Annotated in this window: 18 protein-coding genes; 4 read left to right on the top strand and 14 right to left on the bottom strand. The window is 61.7% G+C overall.

The features are described 5' to 3' along the window. Window positions 1-5: 5 nt before the first annotated feature. The 13 genes from rplF to C6571_RS05445 all read right to left on the bottom strand — a co-directional run bounded on the left by rplF (window position 6) and on the right by C6571_RS05445 (window position 10,625). A complete protein-coding gene (rplF, locus tag C6571_RS05385; protein ID WP_106445783.1) occupies window positions 6-539 on the bottom strand; it encodes a 50S ribosomal protein L6 in 534 nt (177 codons plus the stop codon). Between the two features lie 24 nt (window positions 540-563). Continuing rightward, a complete protein-coding gene (rpsH, locus tag C6571_RS05390) occupies window positions 564-959 on the bottom strand; it encodes a 30S ribosomal protein S8 (protein WP_106445784.1) in 396 nt (131 codons plus the stop codon). Between the two features lie 20 nt (window positions 960-979). Further along, window positions 980-1,285, bottom strand: a complete 306-nt coding sequence (rpsN, locus tag C6571_RS05395; RefSeq protein WP_106445785.1) for a 30S ribosomal protein S14 — start codon at window positions 1,283-1,285, stop codon at window positions 980-982. An 8-nt stretch (window positions 1,286-1,293) separates the two neighbouring features. Further along, a complete protein-coding gene (gene rplE / locus C6571_RS05400; protein ID WP_106445786.1) occupies window positions 1,294-1,833 on the bottom strand; it encodes a 50S ribosomal protein L5 in 540 nt (179 codons plus the stop codon). 10 nt (window positions 1,834-1,843) lie between these two features. Next, entirely contained in the window at window positions 1,844-2,164 is a 321-nt protein-coding gene (rplX, locus tag C6571_RS05405) for a 50S ribosomal protein L24 (protein WP_106445787.1), read from the bottom strand. Window positions 2,165-2,174: 10 nt separating this feature from the next. After that, window positions 2,175-2,543, bottom strand: a complete 369-nt coding sequence (gene rplN, locus C6571_RS05410; protein WP_106445788.1) for a 50S ribosomal protein L14 — start codon at window positions 2,541-2,543, stop codon at window positions 2,175-2,177. A gap of 205 nt (window positions 2,544-2,748) precedes the next feature. Next, the gene (locus C6571_RS05415) at window positions 2,749-4,341 is read right to left on the bottom strand and encodes a glycerol-3-phosphate dehydrogenase/oxidase (protein WP_106445789.1); all 1,593 of its coding nucleotides are present in this window, start codon (window positions 4,339-4,341) and stop codon (window positions 2,749-2,751) included. A gap of 196 nt (window positions 4,342-4,537) precedes the next feature. Continuing rightward, window positions 4,538-6,271: an ABC transporter substrate-binding protein gene (locus tag C6571_RS05420; RefSeq protein WP_106445790.1), complete on the bottom strand. Its 1,734-nt coding sequence runs from the start codon at window positions 6,269-6,271 to the stop codon at window positions 4,538-4,540. A 74-nt stretch (window positions 6,272-6,345) separates the two neighbouring features. After that, entirely contained in the window at window positions 6,346-6,654 is a 309-nt protein-coding gene (locus tag C6571_RS05425) for a DUF2160 domain-containing protein (RefSeq protein ID WP_106445791.1), read from the bottom strand. Window positions 6,655-6,707: 53 nt separating this feature from the next. Beyond that, on the bottom strand, window positions 6,708-7,520 hold the full coding sequence (locus tag C6571_RS05430) for a carbohydrate ABC transporter permease (protein WP_106445792.1): 813 nt from the start codon (window positions 7,518-7,520) through the stop codon (window positions 6,708-6,710). Beyond that, window positions 7,513-8,409: a carbohydrate ABC transporter permease gene (locus C6571_RS05435; RefSeq protein ID WP_106445793.1), complete on the bottom strand. Its 897-nt coding sequence runs from the start codon at window positions 8,407-8,409 to the stop codon at window positions 7,513-7,515. Before C6571_RS05435 ends, C6571_RS05430 begins: the two co-directional genes overlap by 8 nt. 61 nt (window positions 8,410-8,470) lie before the next feature. Beyond that, window positions 8,471-9,547, bottom strand: coding sequence for an ABC transporter ATP-binding protein (locus tag C6571_RS05440; protein WP_106445794.1), 1,077 nt, complete (start codon window positions 9,545-9,547; stop codon window positions 8,471-8,473). 1 nt (window position 9,548) lies between these two features. Beyond that, entirely contained in the window at window positions 9,549-10,625 is a 1,077-nt protein-coding gene (locus C6571_RS05445; RefSeq protein WP_106445795.1) for an ABC transporter ATP-binding protein, read from the bottom strand. A gap of 149 nt (window positions 10,626-10,774) precedes the next feature. Between C6571_RS05445 and C6571_RS05450 the strand changes: the two genes are divergently transcribed. The 3 genes from C6571_RS05450 to proC all read left to right on the top strand — a co-directional run bounded on the left by C6571_RS05450 (window position 10,775) and on the right by proC (window position 14,063). Continuing rightward, window positions 10,775-11,542 (top strand): DeoR/GlpR family DNA-binding transcription regulator, encoded by a 768-nt coding sequence (locus tag C6571_RS05450; protein ID WP_106445796.1) that lies wholly within the window; start codon window positions 10,775-10,777, stop codon window positions 11,540-11,542. 33 nt (window positions 11,543-11,575) lie between these two features. Next, the gene (gene glpK, locus C6571_RS05455; protein WP_106445797.1) at window positions 11,576-13,156 is read left to right on the top strand and encodes a glycerol kinase GlpK; all 1,581 of its coding nucleotides are present in this window, start codon (window positions 11,576-11,578) and stop codon (window positions 13,154-13,156) included. 61 nt (window positions 13,157-13,217) lie between these two features. Continuing rightward, window positions 13,218-14,063 carry a pyrroline-5-carboxylate reductase gene (gene proC / locus C6571_RS05460; protein ID WP_106445798.1) on the top strand — a complete coding sequence of 282 codons (846 nt, stop codon included), beginning with the start codon at window positions 13,218-13,220 and terminating at the stop codon, window positions 14,061-14,063. An 81-nt stretch (window positions 14,064-14,144) separates the two neighbouring features. Here proC and ubiA read toward each other — a convergent pair whose 3' ends face one another. Further along, a complete protein-coding gene (ubiA, locus tag C6571_RS05465; RefSeq protein WP_106448061.1) occupies window positions 14,145-15,014 on the bottom strand; it encodes a 4-hydroxybenzoate octaprenyltransferase in 870 nt (289 codons plus the stop codon). A gap of 158 nt (window positions 15,015-15,172) precedes the next feature. On the opposite strand from ubiA, the gene C6571_RS05470 reads away from it, so the two are divergent. Then, window positions 15,173-18,601 carry a response regulator gene (locus C6571_RS05470; RefSeq protein WP_106445799.1) on the top strand — a complete coding sequence of 1,143 codons (3,429 nt, stop codon included), beginning with the start codon at window positions 15,173-15,175 and terminating at the stop codon, window positions 18,599-18,601. Window positions 18,602-18,604: the final 3 nt, after the last annotated feature.

Below are 18,604 nucleotides of genomic sequence, written 5' to 3' on the forward strand. Positions count from 1 at the left end.
GCTCCTTATTTCTTCTTGGTCTCTTTGATCACGATTCGCTCGCCTACGTAGCGAATACCCTTGCCTTTGTACGGTTCAGGTGGACGAATAGCACGGATCTCGGCAGCGATCTGACCAACGCGTTGGCGGTCGGCACCCTTGATCACCACTTCTGTGGGAGTCGGGGTAGCCACGGTGATGCCGTCAGGCATCTCCTTATTGACCGGATGCGAATAGCCGACAGACAGATTCAGCTTGGAGCCCGTGGCTTGCGCCTTGTAGCCCACGCCCACCAAGCTCAGCTTTTTCTCAAAGCCAGCACTCACGCCCACAACCATATTGTTGACCAGCTGGCGCAACGTGCCGCTCATTGCATTGGCTTCGCGACTCTCGTTTGCAGGCGCAAAACTGAGCTTGCCGTCTTTGCTCGCGACATTGACCAACGCATTTTGTGCCAGCGACAGCGATCCGCCGGACCCTTTGACGTTGATCTGACCGTTTGTGATCGACACGTCCACTCCAGCGGGGACGTTGACCGGCATTTTTCCTACTCGGGACATTCAGTTTCTCCTCAATGTCACGGCTTAAGCCACATAGCAAAGCACTTCGCCACCGACACCGGTAGCGCGCGCTTTGCGATCCGTCATCACGCCCTTGGGCGTGGTAACGATGGCAACGCCGAGGCCATTCATGACCTGGGGAATGGCGTCGCGGCCTTTGTACACTCGCAGGCCCGGGCGACTGACACGCTCAATGCGCTCAATCACAGGGCGACCTGCGTAGTACTTCAGGGCGATTTCGATATGCGACTTTCCATCTTCGGTCTTGACTTCAAAACCGTCGATATAGCCCTCATCTTTCAGGACCTGGGCAATAGCCACCTTCACTTTGGAAGACGGTACGGAGACGCTGGCCTTGGCTACCATCTGCGCATTTCGGATGCGGGTCAGCAGGTCAGCAATGGGATCACTCATGCTCATGTTGTATCTCTCCTGCCGGCTTACCAGCTGGCCTTGGTGACACCGGGAATGTCACCAGCAAAAGCCAGTTCACGGATCTTGGCGCGTGCCAGACCGAATTGACGGAACGTGCCGCGTGGACGACCAGTGATTTCACAGCGGTTGCGCTGGCGCGTCGGATTGGCATTGCGCGGGAGCTTCTGCAGGCCCAGTCGAGCCGCTTCACGCTCTTCGTCACTCAACTTCACATTCGAAGCCGCCGCCTTCAGCTCGGCGTGTTTGGCGGCGTATTTGGCCACCAGTTTTTCGCGCTTGAGTTCGCGCTGGATCAAAGCTACTTTTGCCATACGCTGCCTCAGTTCTTGAAGGGGAAACGGAACCCGGCGAGAAGCGCCTTGCACTCCTCATCCGTCTGCGCCGTGGTGGTGATGCTGATATTCAGACCACGCAAGGCATCTACCTTGTCGTACTCGATCTCAGGAAAAATGATCTGCTCTTTGACGCCGACGTTGTAATTGCCACGCCCATCGAATGCGCGACCAGAAATGCCGCGGAAGTCACGCATCCGCGGCAGAGCCACAGTAACGAAACGATCGAGGAATTCATACATGTGCACACCACGAAGCGTCACCATGCAACCGATGGCCTGGCCTTCGCGGATTTTGAAACCGGCAATGGCCTTTTTGGCCTTGGTCACCACAGGCCTCTGCCCGGCAATCTTGGTCAGGTCCGCCACGGCGTTGTCCATGACCTTCTTGTCTGCAACCGCTTCGCTCACGCCCATGTTGAGCGTAATCTTGCTCAGACGCGGAACCTGCATGGGCGACGTGTAGCCAAACTGCTTCATCAGCTCTGGCGCCACTTTGTCGCGATAATGTTCTTGGAGTCGTGCCATTTCTTGTTCCTCAGGCCGTCTTGATTTCAGCACCGCTCGACTTGAACACGCGAACGCGTGACCCGTCTGCCTGCGCCTTGATGCCAACGCGATCACCCTTGCCCGTCGCGGCATTAAAAATGGCGACGTTGGATTGATGAATCGGCATGGCCTTCTCAACGATGCCACCCGTGGTCCCCTTCATGGGATTGGGCTTGACATGCTTCTTGACGAGGTTGATGCCATCCACGACAAGATGAGAATCATCCTTGCGCAGCGTAACCGTGCCGCGCTTGCCTTTGTCGCGACCAGTGAGTACGACGATTTCGTCGCCCTTGCGAATCTTGTTCATCGCACCGTCCTTAGAGAACTTCAGGAGCCAGAGACACGATCTTCATGAAGCGCTCGGTGCGCAATTCGCGCGTCACAGGGCCGAAGATGCGGGTGCCAATGGGCTCCAGCTTTGCATTGAGCAACACCGCAGCATTGCCATCGAATTTCACAAGCGAGCCGTCGCCACGGCGAATACCCTTGGCAGTACGCACTACAACGGCGCTGTAGATTTCGCCCTTTTTGACGCGCCCTCGAGGCGCCGCCTCCTTGACGCTCACCTTGATGATGTCGCCCACGCTGGCGTAACGGCGCTTAGACCCCCCAAGCACCTTGATGCACAGGACGGACTTCGCGCCGGTATTGTCGGCAACGTCTAACCGAGTTTCTGTCTGGATCATTTTCTATAGTCCCAACTTGCATCAGCAGAACAGCGCCCCGAGTACATCCCAGAGGCAACCAATCAGCCAATCAGTCTTGGGCCCGCTGTCCACACTGCAAACCATTTGCAGCGCTTCCGCTGGGCAGAGATTTCGCGAATTTCTTAGCGAAGCCTGCTATTTTTACAAAGATCGGCGCATCCGTCAAGCACGGCACCACATATTTTTATGCTGGCAGTGTGGCGTACTGCTGTGCAAGCTGTTCGAAGGCCACCTGCTGTGGATCGCGCCCGGTTTCCTGTGCCACTATTTCGGCGACGCGTGCAGCCATGCCTTGCGCCCGGCGTGCGTCCAGGAACAGCGCTCGCCAGCGGCGCGCCAAGACGTCTTCCACGGTGCGCGCGTACTCGTTTCGTACGGCGAAGCGTACCATGGCCTCCGTCAGGCCCATATCCAACTCTGCTGCGACGCCGGGGAGTTGTCGCACGAACGCCGCATCACTTCCGTAGCTGTGCCAGCCTGGAGCATCGCACATGCGATGAACCACCCGTCCTGCCGGAGCACCCACCAGCGGCAGATCGTTCGTTGCACCGCCTTGCCGTCGGGCGAGGAGGCCGGATTCGACGCATTTTTGCAACACGTCTTCGGCCATCGCGCGGTAAGTCGTCCATTTTCCGCCGGTAACTGTGACTAAACCGCTGCGGCTCGCCAACACGGTGTGCTCGCGGCTCAGACTTTTGGTGTTGTCTCCATTTTCGTCCTGTGGTTTAACCAATGGGCGCAGACCCACCCAGACACTGCGCACGTCTGCGGGAAGCGGCGCGCGCCGCAAATAGCGTGCCGACTCGCTCAGAATGAACGCCACCTCGTCTGGGAAAGGCGTGGGCTCGCGCGCCAGGTCATGACGCGGGGTATCCGTCGTTCCCAAGATAACTTTGCCCAGCCAAGGTACGGCAAACAGCACGCGTCCATCGGCCGTCTTGGGAACCATCAAGGCGTGGTCGGATGCGAGAAACTCGCGATCGACAACCAGATGGACTCCTTGGCTGGGAGCGACCAACGCCGATACGGCCCGGCCCGTAGCCTGCGCATCCTGCTCGCGCAAGGCGTCGACCCAGACCCCCGTGGCATTCACCACGCAACGCGAACGCAAGGTCATGGACTGGCCGGACTCGGTATCGCGACACACGACGCCTGCGACTCTTCCATTTTCATGAATGAGGCTTGTGGCCTCCATATAGTTAAGAACGATGGCGCCTGCGCGCGCCGCCGTGCGGGCAAGCGCCAAGGCCAGGCGTGCATCGTCAAACTGACCGTCCCAGTATTTGACACTTCCCTTGAGCCCTTCCTGGCGCACGGAGGGCAAGCACTCAAGCGTCCGCCCTCGCCCAAGAAACTCGGTGGCGCCCAGGCCGGCCTTGCCGGCCAGCGCGTCATACATCTTCAGGCCAATGCCATAGAACGGCGTCTCCCAGCAATGGTAGGACGGCATCACGAACGGCAGGGGCTGCGCCAGGTGCGGCGCGTTGTGCAGCAGCGTCGTCCGCTCGTGCAACGCTTCTCTCACCAAAGCAATATTGCCCTGCGCCAGATAGCGCACCCCCCCGTGAACCAGTTTGGTGGCCCGCGAGGAAGTGCCTTTTGCAAAATCAAAGGCTTCCACCAGTGCTACGCGAAAACCACGCGCAGCGGCGTCCAGCGCCACGCCGAGCCCTGTGGCCCCACCGCCAACAATCACGAGGTCATAGGATGGACTGCTGGCCAGACGCTCCAGCAGATCGGCTCGAAGGGTGGGTGACGGTGTAGTGGACAGGGTCATGGAGTGCACGCGCTCATGCAATTTAAGGGTTTGCCCTTGGATTATTGTCCGACGACTTCGAGCCATGCGCTGGCGTAAAGTGCAACGCTCGTGGTTCAGGCATCGCACATGGCGCGCAGCGGACAACCGATGCGCGCCATGGCAGAGGCGTCGCGAGGTGCAGTTCCCCAGGGAAAGCACCTCTTGGGACGGCGTTTTACCGAACCTTGCCATCCTTCCATGCCTGAAGCAGCTTGTCGTAAGCAATGGTTTGTCCCTTGGGCTTTTCGTTAGCCAGCTTCTTCCAAGGCGCATGCTTGTCGCTCAGCCATTTCGCCGGATCGCTCTTGGGATTGAGCTTGGGTGGGCAATGCTCCATGCCTGCACGCTGAAGACGCGCCATCACCTGGTCCATTTCCTCAGCCAAATTGTCCATGGCGGCCTGAGGCGTCTTCTCACCGGTTACCGCCTGGGCCACGTTCTTCCACCACAACTGCGCAAGCTTCGGATAGTCCGGCACGTTCGTTCCGGTAGGCGACCATGCCACTCGCGCCGGACTGCGGTAAAACTCAACCAGGCCGCCCAGCTTGGGGGCCATGTCGGTCATGGCCTGCGAGCGGATATCGCTTTCGCGAATTGGCGTCAATCCCATGATGGTTTTCTTCAACGATACAGATTTGGACGTCACAAACTGCGCATACAGCCAAGCCGCAGCGACCTTGTTGGCATCGTGATCCCTAAAGAAAGTCCATGATCCGACGTCCTGGTAGCCGTTTTGCATACCCTGCTTCCAGTACGGTCCATTGGGACCTGGGGCCATGCGCCACTTAGGCGTTCCGTCCGCGTTGACTACCGGAAGACCGGGCTTGATCATGTCGGCGGTGAACGCCGTGTACCAGAAGATCTGCTGCGCGATCTGTCCTTGAGCCGGCACCGGTCCGGCTTCGCCAAAGGTCATGCCGGTGGCTTCCTTGGGCGCGTACTTCTTCATCCAGTCGACATACTTGGTCAGCGCGTAGACCGCTGCTGGAGAGTTCGTGGCGCCGCCTCGGGACACCGAGGCCCCCACCGGCGTGCACTTGTCGTCGGCCACACGGATGCCCCACTCGTCGATCGGCAGTCCGTTGGGGTTGCCAATGTCGGCCGTCCCCGCCATCGACAGCCAGGCGTCGGTGAAACGCCAGCCGAGCGAAGGATCCTTCTTGCCGTAGTCCATGTGACCATAGATGGGCTTGCCGTCAATCTGCTTGACGTCGTCGGTAAAGAACTCTGCAATGTCTTCGTAGGCGCTCCAGTTTTGCGGCACGCCCAGCTCGTAGCCATATTTGGCCTTGAATTTGTCCTGCAGGTCTTTGCGCGCAAAGAGATCGGCACGGAACCAGTACAGATTGGCAAACTGCTGGTCGGGCAACTGGTACATCTTGCCGTCGGGCGCCGTAGTGAAGCTCGTGCCGATGAAATCCTTTAAGTCCAGACCAGGGTTCGTATAGTCCTTGCCCTTTCCGACCATGTAGTCAGTGAGACTCATGATCTTGCCGTAGCGGTAGTGGGTGCCGATCAAATCCGAATCGCTGATCCAGCCGTCATAGATCGACTTGCCCGACTGCATCGAGGTTTGCAGTTTTTCAACCACGTCTCCTTCCTGGATCAGATCATGCTTGACCTTGATGCCCGTGATCTCTTCGAAGGCCTTGGCCAACGTTTTGGATTCGTACTCGTGCGTAGTGATGGTTTCCGATACCACCGAAATTTCCTTGACACCCTTGGCCTCCAGCTTCTTGGCGGCCTCAATGAACCATTTCATCTCGGCGGTCTGCTGTTCCTTGCTCAGCGTAGAGGGTTGAAATTCGCTGTCGATCCACTTCTTGGCTTCCGCCTCCCCAGCCCAGGCCGCATGGCCCAGGGCCAGCGCTGCGGCGGCAAACGCCACCGCCTTGAATTGCACCTTCATTGCATGTCTCCTCATTCTTCCCCCCCTTTGGAAAGGATTTCGGTCATGGGGGATCCGACCGAAATCCACGAACATCAGCCCTTGCGCAGGATCAGAGCGAGCAATCCCATGGACAGCATCAAGCTGAACCAGACCGAGGGCTCAGCCTGCAGCGAAAACCACTGCATCATTTTTTCGCCAAGACCCACCCAGATCAGATTGAAATAGGCTGCAGCCAACAACCCGATGAAAAGGCGATCCCCGCGTGTGGTGGCGATGGGCAGAAAGCCTTTTCGCAGTACCGTCGGCGACTTGATCTCCCACACGGTCATGCCTGCGAGCATCAAGGCAATGCAGACAAAAAACACAGCCACGGGCGTGGTCCAGGCCATCCACTCGAACATCAGACTCTCCTAATCGGTTGGGGACAGAATCCAGAGGTCCATCCGCGAATCATTCAGACCCGGCCCATCGCAAAGCCTTTGGCGATGTAATGCCGTACGAACCAGATGACGATGGCCCCTGGAACGATGGTCAACACGCCCGCTGCGGCCAGCGTGGCCCAATCCATGCCGGAAGCCGAGACAGTGCGCGTCATCGTTGCCACAATGGGCTTGGCGTTGACGCTGGTCAGCGTGCGCGCCAGCAGCAACTCCACCCAGCTGAACATGAAACAGAAGAAAGCAGCCACACCGACCCCTGCCTTGATGAGCGGCAAAAAGATGGTCAGAAAGAAGCGCGGAAAGCTGTAACCATCGATATAGGCCGTCTCGTCGATCTCGCGCGGAATCCCGCTCATGAAACCTTCGAGAATCCACACCGCCAGCGGTACGTTGAACAACAGGTGCGCCAACGCTACCGCGATGTGCGTATCCATCAAGCCCACAGTGGTGTAGAGCTGAAAAAACGGCAGCAGAAAAACTGCTGGCGGCGTCATGCGGTTGGTCAACAGCCAGAAAAATACATGCTTGTCACCGAGGAACTGGTAGCGCGAGAACGCATAGGCAGCGGGCAGGGCCACGGTGAGAGAGATCACCATGTTGATGCCAACGTAGATCAGGCTGTTGATGTAGCCTGAATACCAGGAAGGATCCGTAAAAATGGTGCGGTAGTTCGCCCAGGTAAAGTGCTGCGGGAAGAACGAAAAGCTCGAAAGAATCTCATCGTTCGTCTTGAAGCTCATGTTCACCATCCAGTAGATGGGAAGCACGGCAAACACCAGATACAGCGCCAGAAAGATGCTGCGTTTGTGAAAGCGCTTGTCATTCATGGCCGGCTCCTTCGTCGCTCGCCGTTCCCACGCGCTGCATCCAGTTGTAGAGGATGAAGCACAGCAGCAGGATGATGAAAAAATAGATCAGCGAGAAGGCTGCAGCGGGTCCCAAGTCGAACTGGCCCACGGCCTTCTGCGTCAGGTACTGCGAGAGGAAGGTGGTGGCATTGCCGGGCCCGCCCCCTGTGAGCACGAAGGGCTCGGTGTAGATCATGAAGCTGTCCATGAAACGCAGCAGCACAGCAATCATCAGCACGCCGCGCATCTTGGGCAGCTGGATGTAGCGGAACACTGCAAACTTGCTGGCGCCGTCAATGCGCGCTGCCTGGTAGTAGGCGTCGGGAATCGAGCGCAGCCCGGCGAAGCACAGCAGCGCCACCAGGGGCGTCCAGTGCCAGACATCCATGGCCAGCACCGTGAACCAGGCCTGCGTATCGTTGCCGGTGTAGCTGTAGTCGAATCCCAGGGCGTCAAGCCCCGCTCCCAGCAAGCCAATGTCGGTGCGGCCGTAGATCTGCCAGATGGTGCCCACAACGTTCCAGGGAATCAGCAACGAGAGCGAGACAGTGACCAGCACCGCAGAGGACTTCCATCCTTTGGCGGGCATGGACAGCGCCAGGGCGATGCCCAGTGGAATTTCCACCAGCAAGACCGCGAGCGAGAAAGTCAGTTGCCGAAGCAGTGCCTCGTGAAGCTCGGTGTCGCGCATCACGATGGCAAACCATTCGGTTCCCACGAAGACGCGGCGCTCGGGCGAAATGATGTCTTGCACCGAATAGTTCACTACCGTCATCAGCGGTATGACGGCAGAAAAGGCCACACAAATAAGCACCGGCAAGATCAAAAACCAGGCTTTCTGATTCACCGGCTTGGTGGTTGTGCTCACTGGAAAACCTCCGTGCTGCGTACAGCAGTGCGAGTCTGATGGGGGTGGCTTGGCGCAGCGCTCATGCCAGCAACTCCTCGTTTTGATAAAAGCAGGTGTGCTCACCTAGAACCCGCAACCAGACGGTTTCACCCACCGAAGGCACGGCGGCTTCGGGACCCAGACGGGCCCGCAAGACCTGCCCATCGACTTCGGCGGTCAGCAGAAAATAGGTACCGATGTCCTGCACTCGCACCACGGTGCACGGCAGCGCTCCGGGTGTCTGCGGAGCAGTCGGTGCGAGATATTCCGGGCGCACGCCGAGCTGAAGCGGGCCGTCGGGCAAATTCAGCCGCTGCGATGCGACCAGCGCATGACCGGCGAGCTGCAGACGCCCGTCCTGGTGCTGGGCCGCGAGGAAGTTCATTCCCGGCGAACCAATGAAATGCCCGACGAAAACGTGCTGGGGCCGCTCGAACAATGCGTCCGCCGCACCCACCTGCACTGCGCGGCCTCGCGTCATCACCACCACTTCGTCGGCAAAGGTAAGCGCCTCCACCTGATCATGCGTCACGTAAATCAGCGTGAGCTTGAGTTCGTGGTGAATCTGCTTGAGCTTGCGGCGCAGCTTCCATTTCAGGTGTGGGTCGATCACAGTCAGCGGTTCGTCGAACAACACTGCCGCCACGTCGGGACGAACCAGGCCGCGTCCGAGCGAGATCTTCTGCTTGGCGTCGGCCGCCAGACCGGCGGCGCGCTGATCGAGCTGGTCGCTCAACTCCAGCATTTCGGCGATGGTGCCTACGCGCTGGCGAATCTGCGATTCCGGCATCTTGCGATTGCGCAGGGGGAAAGCCAGGTTTTCCGCGACGGTCATGGTGTCGTAGATAACGGGGAACTGAAACACCTGCGCGATGTTGCGCTCCTGCGGGCTGGCGCGGGTCACGTCGCGGCCGTCAAACTGCACGCTGCCGCGCGACGGTACCAGCAGGCCTGAGACGATATTGAGCATGGTGGTTTTGCCGCAGCCAGATGGGCCCAGCAGCGCATAGGCCCCGCCATCGGCAAACTCCATCTTCAATGGCAAGAGCGCGTAGTCGCTGTCGTTTTGCGGGTTGGCCTTGTACGCGTGGGCCAGATCCAAGGTGATGCGTGCCATCTCAGATTCCTCCAGCGCGGCGCGGCGCCATCAGCAAGGCTTCGTTTTCGCCAAAGACGTACACCTGCCCCGGCTGCACATGCAAGTTCACCGGCGCGCCCAAGGCAAAGTAGTGCACACCCGTGACCTGGGCCACCAGGTTCCCCATGGGGGACGCTGCATGCACATAGGTGTCGGAGCCCGATATCTCGGCCAGCTCCACCGTCCCGTGCACGACGATGTCGCCCGGCTGCGGCTGCAAACGCAGCGAGCTGGCGCGAATACCCACCACAAAGCGCTGACCGGAACCCAGAGCCTGCCGCCCATCCAGCACCAGTTCGGTTCCTTCCAGCACCAAGCCAGACGCGCTGCGCTGCGCCGCAATCTGATTCATCGGCGGATCGCTAAAAGCACGCGCTACGGCCAAGTTGGCCGGCGAATGAAAAACCTCGGACGTCGGGCCGTATTGCAGCAGCCGCCCTTCATGGAGCACTGCGGTGTAGCCGCCCAGCAGCAGCGCTTCGGTGGGCTCGGTGGTGGCGTACACCACGGTCGAGTCGCCTGAGGCAAAGAGCTGCGTCAGTTCGTCGCGCAGCTCTTCGCGCAGCTTGTAGTCCAGGTTCACGAGCGGCTCATCGAGCAGCATCAAGGGCGCGCCCTTGGCCAGGGCACGCGCCAGCGCCACGCGCTGTTGCTGCCCCCCGGAGAGCTCGGCCGGCAGACGATCAAGAAACATCTCGATGTGCAAGCGCTCCGCCAGTTCGCGCACACGCTTGTCGATGTCTTTGTCGCCACGCAGCTTCAAGGGCGATGCAATGTTCTTCGCGACGCTCAGCGAGGGGTAGTTGATGAACTGCTGGTACACCATGGCGACATTGCGCTCGCGCACCGGCACGCCCGTCACATCCACCCCGTCAACCACTACACGCCCGGAGGTCGGCTCATCGAGGCCAGCCATGATGCGCATGAGGCTGGTTTTGCCGGCCTGCGTGGCGCCCAGCAACACCGTCACTGCGCCGCTGTGCAGCGTCAGATCCATAGGGTAGAGCCAAGTCTGGGCCCCCACCTTTTTACCAACCGCCTGCAAAGTCAGCTCCATGACTGCTCCAGCGCACGCGAGACGGCGCAAGTCCGCTTCCAAGGTGCTATCAACATTTTTCGCATACGTTCATTTTTGTTCGTTTTTGTTCGTATTGAACCAGTGTTTACCCCTAAACGATTCCTTTTTGTTCGATTTAAAGTGTTCGTGTGAACACCAACCCACGACAACTCCTCTTGCTCAAGGAAGTGCACGCGCGCCAATCCACCACCGTGGAACAGCTCGCTGATACCTTGGGGGTCACCCTGCAAACCGTGCGCCGCGACGTGCAGCGCCTGGCCGACGAGGGCCTGCTCGCGCGGTTTCATGGTGGGGTGCGTGTGCCCGGATCGACAGTCGAAAACATTGCGCACACGCAGCGCGAGACACTGAACGCAGCAGAGAAAACCCGCATTGCACGCCACGTGGCAAACCAGATTCCCGACCATTGCTCGCTGATTCTGAATATCGGGACCACCACCGAGGCCGTAGCACGCGCTTTGCTGCGGCACAAAGGACTGCGCATCATCACCAACAACCTCAATATCGCGACGACTCTGAGCAGCAATCCGGATTGCGAAGTCATCGTGGCCGGCGGCGTGGTGCGCCCACGCGACCGCGGCATCGTCGGCGAGACAGCCGTGGATTTCATGCGCCAGTTCAAGGTCGACATCGCCGTCATCGGCATTTCGGGCATTGAGGCCGATGGCTCGCTACGCGACTTCGACTACCGCGAAGTAAAGGTAGCGCAAACCGTGATCGCGCAGTCGCGACAGGTCTGGTTAGCGGCCGATCACAGCAAGTTCAACCGCCCGGCGATGGTGCAGCTCGCCACGCTTGCGCAAATTGATCGCCTGTTCACCGATGCGCCGCCCCCCGAGCCATTTCCTGCACTGCTGCATGACGCGGGCGTTGTCTGCGACATTGCGTCTGTCTGATGCTTTTTTTCCCGAAACCGTTTTCCCCCTGCCATGACCTACCTGCTTGCCCTCGACCAAGGCACCTCCAGCTCGCGCAGCATCGTCTTTGATGCGCAAGGCCACATCGTGGCGCAAGCGCAGCGTGAGCTGACGCAGATTTATCCGCGTCCCGGCTGGGTGGAGCACGATGCCAAGGAAATCTGGCACACCCAGCTGGACACCGTCCGCGAAGCGCTGAACAAAGCTGGCATCGATGCGTCGCAGGTGCGCGCCCTGGGCATCACGAACCAGCGCGAGACCACCGTGCTGTGGAACCGCAAAACGGGCGCACCGGTACACAATGCCATCGTCTGGCAGGACCGCCGCGCCGAACCCGCATGCGCCGCGCTGCGCGAGGGAGGACATGCCGACACCATCGCAGACAAGACGGGCCTGTTGATCGACGCCTATTTTTCGGGCACCAAACTGCAATGGCTGCTTGACAACGTGCCCGGCGCGCGCGCCCAGGCCGAGCGCGGCGAACTGACCTTTGGCACAGTCGACAGCTGGCTGATCTGGCAGCTCACCGAAGGCACGGTCCACGTCACCGACGTCACCAACGCGTCGCGCACCATGCTGTTCAATGTGCACACCAACGCCTGGGACGAAGAACTGCTCGCGCTGCTGCGCATTCCCGCATCGCTCCTGCCCAAGGTTCAGCCGTCCAGCAGCCACTTCGGCGACGCCGCAGCCAGTTTGCTGGGCCACCGGGTGGCCATTGGCGGCGTGGCGGGCGACCAGCAAAGCGCCCTGTTCGGCCAAGCCTGCTTTGCGCCCGGCATGGCCAAGAACACCTACGGCACCGGCTGCTTCCTGCTGATGCATACCGGCAGCGCGTTCCGGCGCTCGGAAAACGGCCTGCTGACCACCAGCGCAGCGCAAATTGCCTCCCCGCTTGTCGTTTCGCGTACTGCGCAGCCCCCCGAGGGGGCCGTGGCCGGCTTGGGGCGGTCCGGCGCCGCGCAGACCACTGCAGCGCCACAGTTCGCCATGGAAGGCAGCGTCTTCGTCGGCGGCGCTGTCGTGCAATGGTTGCGCGACGGCCTGCGCGCCATCTCGGCCAGCAACGAGGTGCAATCCCTGGCCGAGAGTGTTCCCGACGCCGGCGGCGTGATGATGGTTCCCGCCTTCACCGGCCTGGGCGCGCCCTACTGGCAACCGGACGCGCGCGGCACCATCACGGGACTCACGCGCGGCAGCACGCTGGCCCACATTGCGCGCGCCGCGCTAGAGAGCATCGCCTACCAAAGCGCCGCGCTGCTGCAGGCGATGGCACGCGACGCGGTGGCGGCCGGCAGCGTGCCGGTGACCGAGCTGCGCGTGGACGGCGGCGCCTGCGTGAACGATTTGCTGATGCAGTTCCAATCGGATCTGCTCGGCATTCCCGTGGTGCGCCCGGCGGTGGTGGAAACCACGGCGCTGGGGGCCGCCTACCTGGCCGGGCTCTCCAGTGGCGTCTACGCCAGCACCGACGAACTGTCACGGCTGTGGCGCGCGGAACGCCGCTTCGAGCCCACGCTGGCACCGGCGCGCGCCAGCGAGCTGATGCAGCGCTGGGAACACGCCGTGCGCCAGGCAACGCTGGCTCCCTGAATCTGTCTGGGTGGGCGACAATCTTGCTCCCGCTGATTGCGCCAACCCCTGCGATTCCACCATGTCCGATACAGCCGCCCCAGCACCCCCCACACCTGCGTCCACCGTTGCCTTCATCGGTGGCGGCAACATGGCCAGCGCGCTGATTGGTGGCCTGCTGGCGCAAGGCATGGCACCCGCGCAGATCGAGGTTGTGGAGCCCTCGGAAGCAGCCCGCAGCGGCTTGTTGGCGCAGTTCGGCATCACCGCGCAGGCCCTGCCCGGCCCAGAGCTGCGCGCCGCCGATCTGGTCGTCTGGGCGGTGAAGCCCCAGGTGTTTCGCGAAGCGGCCTTGCAGGCAAGGCCGCTGACGAATGGCGCCTTGCACCTGAGCGTGGCTGCGGGCATCCGCAGCAGCAGCATTGCGCAGTGGCTGGGCACCGAGCGCGTGGTACGCGCCATGCCCAACACTCCTGCATTGATTGGCCGAGGCATGAGCGCGCTGTTTGCACGCAAAGCCGTCGATGCCCTGGAGCGCAAGCGTGTCGAGCAGCTCATGGCACCCACCGGCGAGACGCTGTGGATCCATGAAGAGCCCTTGCTTGACGCGGTGACTGCGCTGTCGGGCTCCGGACCCGCCTATGTCTTTTACTTCCTGGAAGCCATGACCCGCGCCGGCACCTCGATGGGCTTGAGCGAAACGCAGGCGCACCGCCTGGCGGTGGGCACCTTCGCCGGTGCAGCCGAGCTGGCACGCCAATCGGACGATGCGCCCGACGTGCTGCGCCAGCGCGTCACCTCCAAGGGCGGAACCACACACGCCGCCATCGAATCGATGGAGCATGCCGGCGTCGGTGATGCCCTGGTCCATGCCATCGAAGCAGCGCAGCAACGAGCGCGCGAGCTGGGCGACGAATTTGGCACCTGAGCCCCATCCAGGCTGCCAGTTTCAGGTATTTTTGGCCTCTAGCGCTTATTGCATAAGCGCAAGCAGCTATATTTTTAATAGCTATTTGCGCAGCAGGAGATCGATGACAATGCCGGCAAACAGGGTCAGCCCGATCCAATGGTTGAGCCGAAAGGCGCGAAAACACCCGTCCCGCGTGCGTCCACGGATCATCTGGGCGTGCCAAGCCACCTGGACCAGCACCAGTGCCAGCGCCGCGCCCAGCGGCACACCATAGCCCTGGCCGCCCAGCGCCAGCCCCCAGACAAGCACCAAGGCTAGGTAAAACCCCAGCACGGCGGCCACGTCGAATCGGCCCAGCGTGATCGCGGATGTCTTCATTCCAAGCTTCAGATCGTCATCGCGGTCCACCATGGCGTACTCGGTGTCGTACGCCAGCACCCAGCACCAGTTGCCGAGCAAAAGCCAGGCGGCCAGCACCGGCACCTCGTTCGTCACGGCAGCAAACGCCATGGGAATACCAAAACTGAAAGCCACGCCCAGCACCGCCTGGGGCATTGCCACATAGCGCTTGGCAAATGGATAAATGAGGGTGATCGCCAACGCCGCCACCGACCAGGCAATGGTCAGCGCGTTGGTCAGCAGTACCAGGCCAAAGGCGGCAGCGGCCAGCACCGCAGCAAGGGCAAGCGCTTCGCGCACCGAGATGGCCCCCGTGGTCACCGGCCGCTGCGCAGTGCGTTTGACGTGGCGGTCAAACTCGCGATCGGCCACATCGTTGACGCAGCAACCCGCGCTGCGCATCAAAATGGTGCCCAGGACAAACACCGAGAGCAGCCGCCCACCCGGAAAACCGCCTGCCGCGATCCACAAGGCGGAGAGCGTGGGCCACAGCAGCAGCAGCCAGCCGGCGGGCCGATTCCAGCGGATGAGATCAAGGTACAGAGCTAGGCGTGTGCGTACGGCGGACATGGCGAGCAGAAAAATCAACAGCAACGCCGTAGGCGGGCAACGCCTGCGGCGCTGAGGAATGTAGCAGCCGGGCTCTGGCATGAACGCGGGTGGGCTTTTGACGACAATGGCCCTCTGCAAGACCGGCAGCGCCAAAAAACCAGGAACCTCCACCAACAATGCTGCCGCCTACCGATGTTTCCCCCGAGCCCCTGGCGCCCACGCCGCCAGACGATCTGCGCCCTGGCGATGCCAACCCCAAGGTCTCGCCACGCGTCATGTTCGGCTTTCTGCTGGCGGCGCTGGCCACGGTGCTGATCGGCATCGTCACGTACTGGGGCGCGGCGGAACGCGACAGCTTGCTGGAACGCTTGAGCGCAGCGCGGCATTCCATCGTGCTGCTGCAACAAGTGATGCGCACCACATTCGAGGCGGAAAGCGGGCAACGCGGCTTCCTGCTGACGGGCGAGCGGCGTTACCTGGCCGGATACGAGCTGGCCGTGGCAAAAATGCCCGAACAACTCGCTGCGTTGCAGCGCACGCTCAATCAGCACGAAGCACTGGTGCAACGCCACAAGGAACTGGCGTCGCTGGTGGACGCCAAATGGGAAGAGCTGGAGCAGACCATCAGCCTCTATCGCAGCGGCAAGGCAGAGGACACCGAGGCGCTGTTGCGGGAAGGCCATGGCCAGGCCACCATGGAAATGCTGACGCAGGCTGGCGACGTGTTCGCCTCCGACTTGCAGCTGCGCGCCGACCAGCGCTGGAGCGAGTGGCGCACCTCGGCCAGTTTGTCCACCTGGGTCACCGTGGGCGGCTCGGCACTGCTCCTCATGCTCATCGGCATGGCAGCGGCGATGTCGGCGCGTGAGCAGGCCAACAAGGCGCGCCACTCCTGGGTGGACCGTGGTGTCCTGGGCCTGGGCGCGCAGCTGCAGGACGATCACGCGCTAGAAAGCCTGGGCGAGGTGACCATGCGCCACCTTGCCAATTACATGGGCGCGCAGGTGGGCGCCGCCTACGTGGTGCGCGGCGCGCAGCGGCTGGAACTCTTCGGCGCCTATGCCCTCGACTCGCAGCACGCCATCGGAACCCTGGTGCTGGGCGAAGGCCTGCTGGGCGAGGCGCTGCGCTCGCGCGCACTGCAACATGTGCGCGAAGTGCCCGAGGGCTACATGCGCGTCACATCCGCCACCGGATCTGCCGCGCCGCGCGAACTTCTGCTGATGCCCACGGTCTACGGCGGACGTGTTTCGGCGGTGCTGGAACTTGGGTTTTTCCGCCCAGTGCGGCTGGCGGACAAGGAGCTGCTCAAGCGGGCTTCGGAAATGCTGGGGCTGGCCATTCGGGCGGCGCTCGACCGCAGCGAACTTGAACGCCTGCTGCGCGAGAAGCAGCGCCAGTCGGAGCAAATGCAGACACAGCAGGAGGAGCTTCGCGCCTCCAACGAAGAATTGGAGCAGCAAAGCCGCACGCTCCAGACCTCGCAAGCCCAGATGGAGCTGCACCAGACCGCGCTGGCGCAGACCAACGCGCAACTGCAAGAGAAAACCAACCAGATGCAAGAGCAGCGCGAAAAGCTGCTCATTGCCCAGGAGGTGCTGACCACCAAGGCCAGCGAACTGGAGCTTGCCAGCCAGTACAAGAGCGAATTCCTGGCCAACATGAGCCACGAACTGCGCACCCCGCTCAATTCCTCACTCATCCTGGCGAAACTGCTGGGCGACAACAAAAGCGGCAACCTGAGCCCCGAGCAGGTGAAGTACGCGCAGACGATTTATGCCGCCGGCAACGATTTGCTCGTCTTGATCAACGACATTCTCGATCTCTCCAAGATCGAATCGGGCCAGACCGACGTGGACATCGAAACCGTCCCCACGGCGAAAACACTGAACGCCTTGCTCGACCCCTTGCGCCCGATGGCCGGGCAAAAGGGCCTGACGCTCACCAGCAGCATCGATGCCGACGTACCAGCCAGCCTGGAGACCGACCCCCGGCGCCTGGGCCAGATACTGAAAAACCTGCTCTCCAACGCCATCAAGTTCACCGCAGGCGGCGGGGTTCAGGTGCACGTCGGCCTGGCCGCCAGCGGCCGCGTGGCGTTTGCTGTGCGCGACACCGGAATTGGCATCGAGCCGCACCAGCAGGCGCTGGTGTTCGAGGCTTTTCGCCAGGCCGACGGCAGCACGCACCGAAAGTACGGCGGCACCGGGCTGGGCCTGTCGATCTCGCGCAGCCTGGCGCAGCACTTGGGCGGTAGCATCTTGCTGCAAAGCACCCCTGGCGAGGGCAGCACCTTCACTCTGGAATTGCCGGTGCACCTGGCGCATGCCATGCCACCCGCCCCTGCGCCAGCGCCTGCCGCGCCGCCACGGCTGCTGCCACCGCCTGCCGTTCCCACCCTGGCAAAACCATGGAACAAGGGCGCGCGCAGCCTGCTGGTGGTGGAAGACGACCCGCGCTTTGCCCAGATCCTGCAAGATCTGGCGTCGGAGATGGGCTTCGACTGTGCCTTGGCCGCCACCGCCGCCGAGGGCCTGGCAATGGCGGCGGCCCACCAGCCCGCCGCCATCGTGCTGGACGTGAACCTGCCCGACTTTTCAGGCTTGGGCGTGCTCGACCAACTCAAACGCAATCCGGCCACCCGCCACATTCCTGTGCACATCGTCTCGGTGGTCGACTACGCCAAGGAGGCGCTGGAGCGCGGCGCCGTGGGCTACGCCCTCAAGCCGGTCCAGCGCGAAGAACTGGTGCGGGTGCTGGAGCGCCTGGAAGACAAATTCACGCCCGGCCTGCGGCGCGTGCTGGTGGTCGAGGACGACGCGCGCCAGCGCGAGAGCGTGCGCTCACTGCTGCAAAGCGACGGGGTGGAAATTGTGGGAGTGGAGACCGCTGCGCAAGCCCTGGAGCAACTGGCGGACAACACCTTCGACTGCCTGGTGATGGACGTCAACCTGCCGGACCTGAGCGGCTACGAACTGCTGGCGAAAATGGCCACGCAGGAGGCGGCGTCGCTCCCACCCGTCATCGTCTACACCGGGCGCGCACTGACGGTGGGCGAAGAGCAGCAATTGCGGCGCTTCTCGCGCTCCATCATCATCAAGGACGCGCACTCGCCCGAGCGCCTGCTGGACGAGGCCACCCTGTTCCTGCACCAGGTGGAATCAGAAATGACCGAGGAACGCCAGCACATGCTGCAGGTGGCGCGCCAGCACGAGGACGCGTTTGAGGGCCGCACCGTGCTGGTGGTGGAAGACGACGTGCGCAATGTTTTTGCGCTCGCCAGCGTGCTCGAACCCTCCGGCATCCGGGTGGAGATTGCACGCAACGGCCGAGAAGCGCTGGAATGGCTGGACGGCCACGTCGGCAAAGACGGCGCCGACCTGATCCTGATGGACATCATGATGCCCGAGATGGACGGCTACACGGCCATGCGCGAAATCCGCAAGCGCCCCGACGGCCGGCGCATTCCCATCATTGCGCTCACGGCCAAGGCCATGCAGGACGACCAGAAAAAATGCCTGGCCGCCGGCGCCAGCGACTACATCGCCAAACCGCTGGACGTAGACAAGCTGATGTCGCTGGTACGTGTATGGATGCCGAAGTAAGTG

Source organism: Simplicispira suum (assembly GCF_003008595.1).
In the GTDB taxonomy this organism is placed as follows: domain Bacteria; phylum Pseudomonadota; class Gammaproteobacteria; order Burkholderiales; family Burkholderiaceae_C; genus Simplicispira; species Simplicispira suum.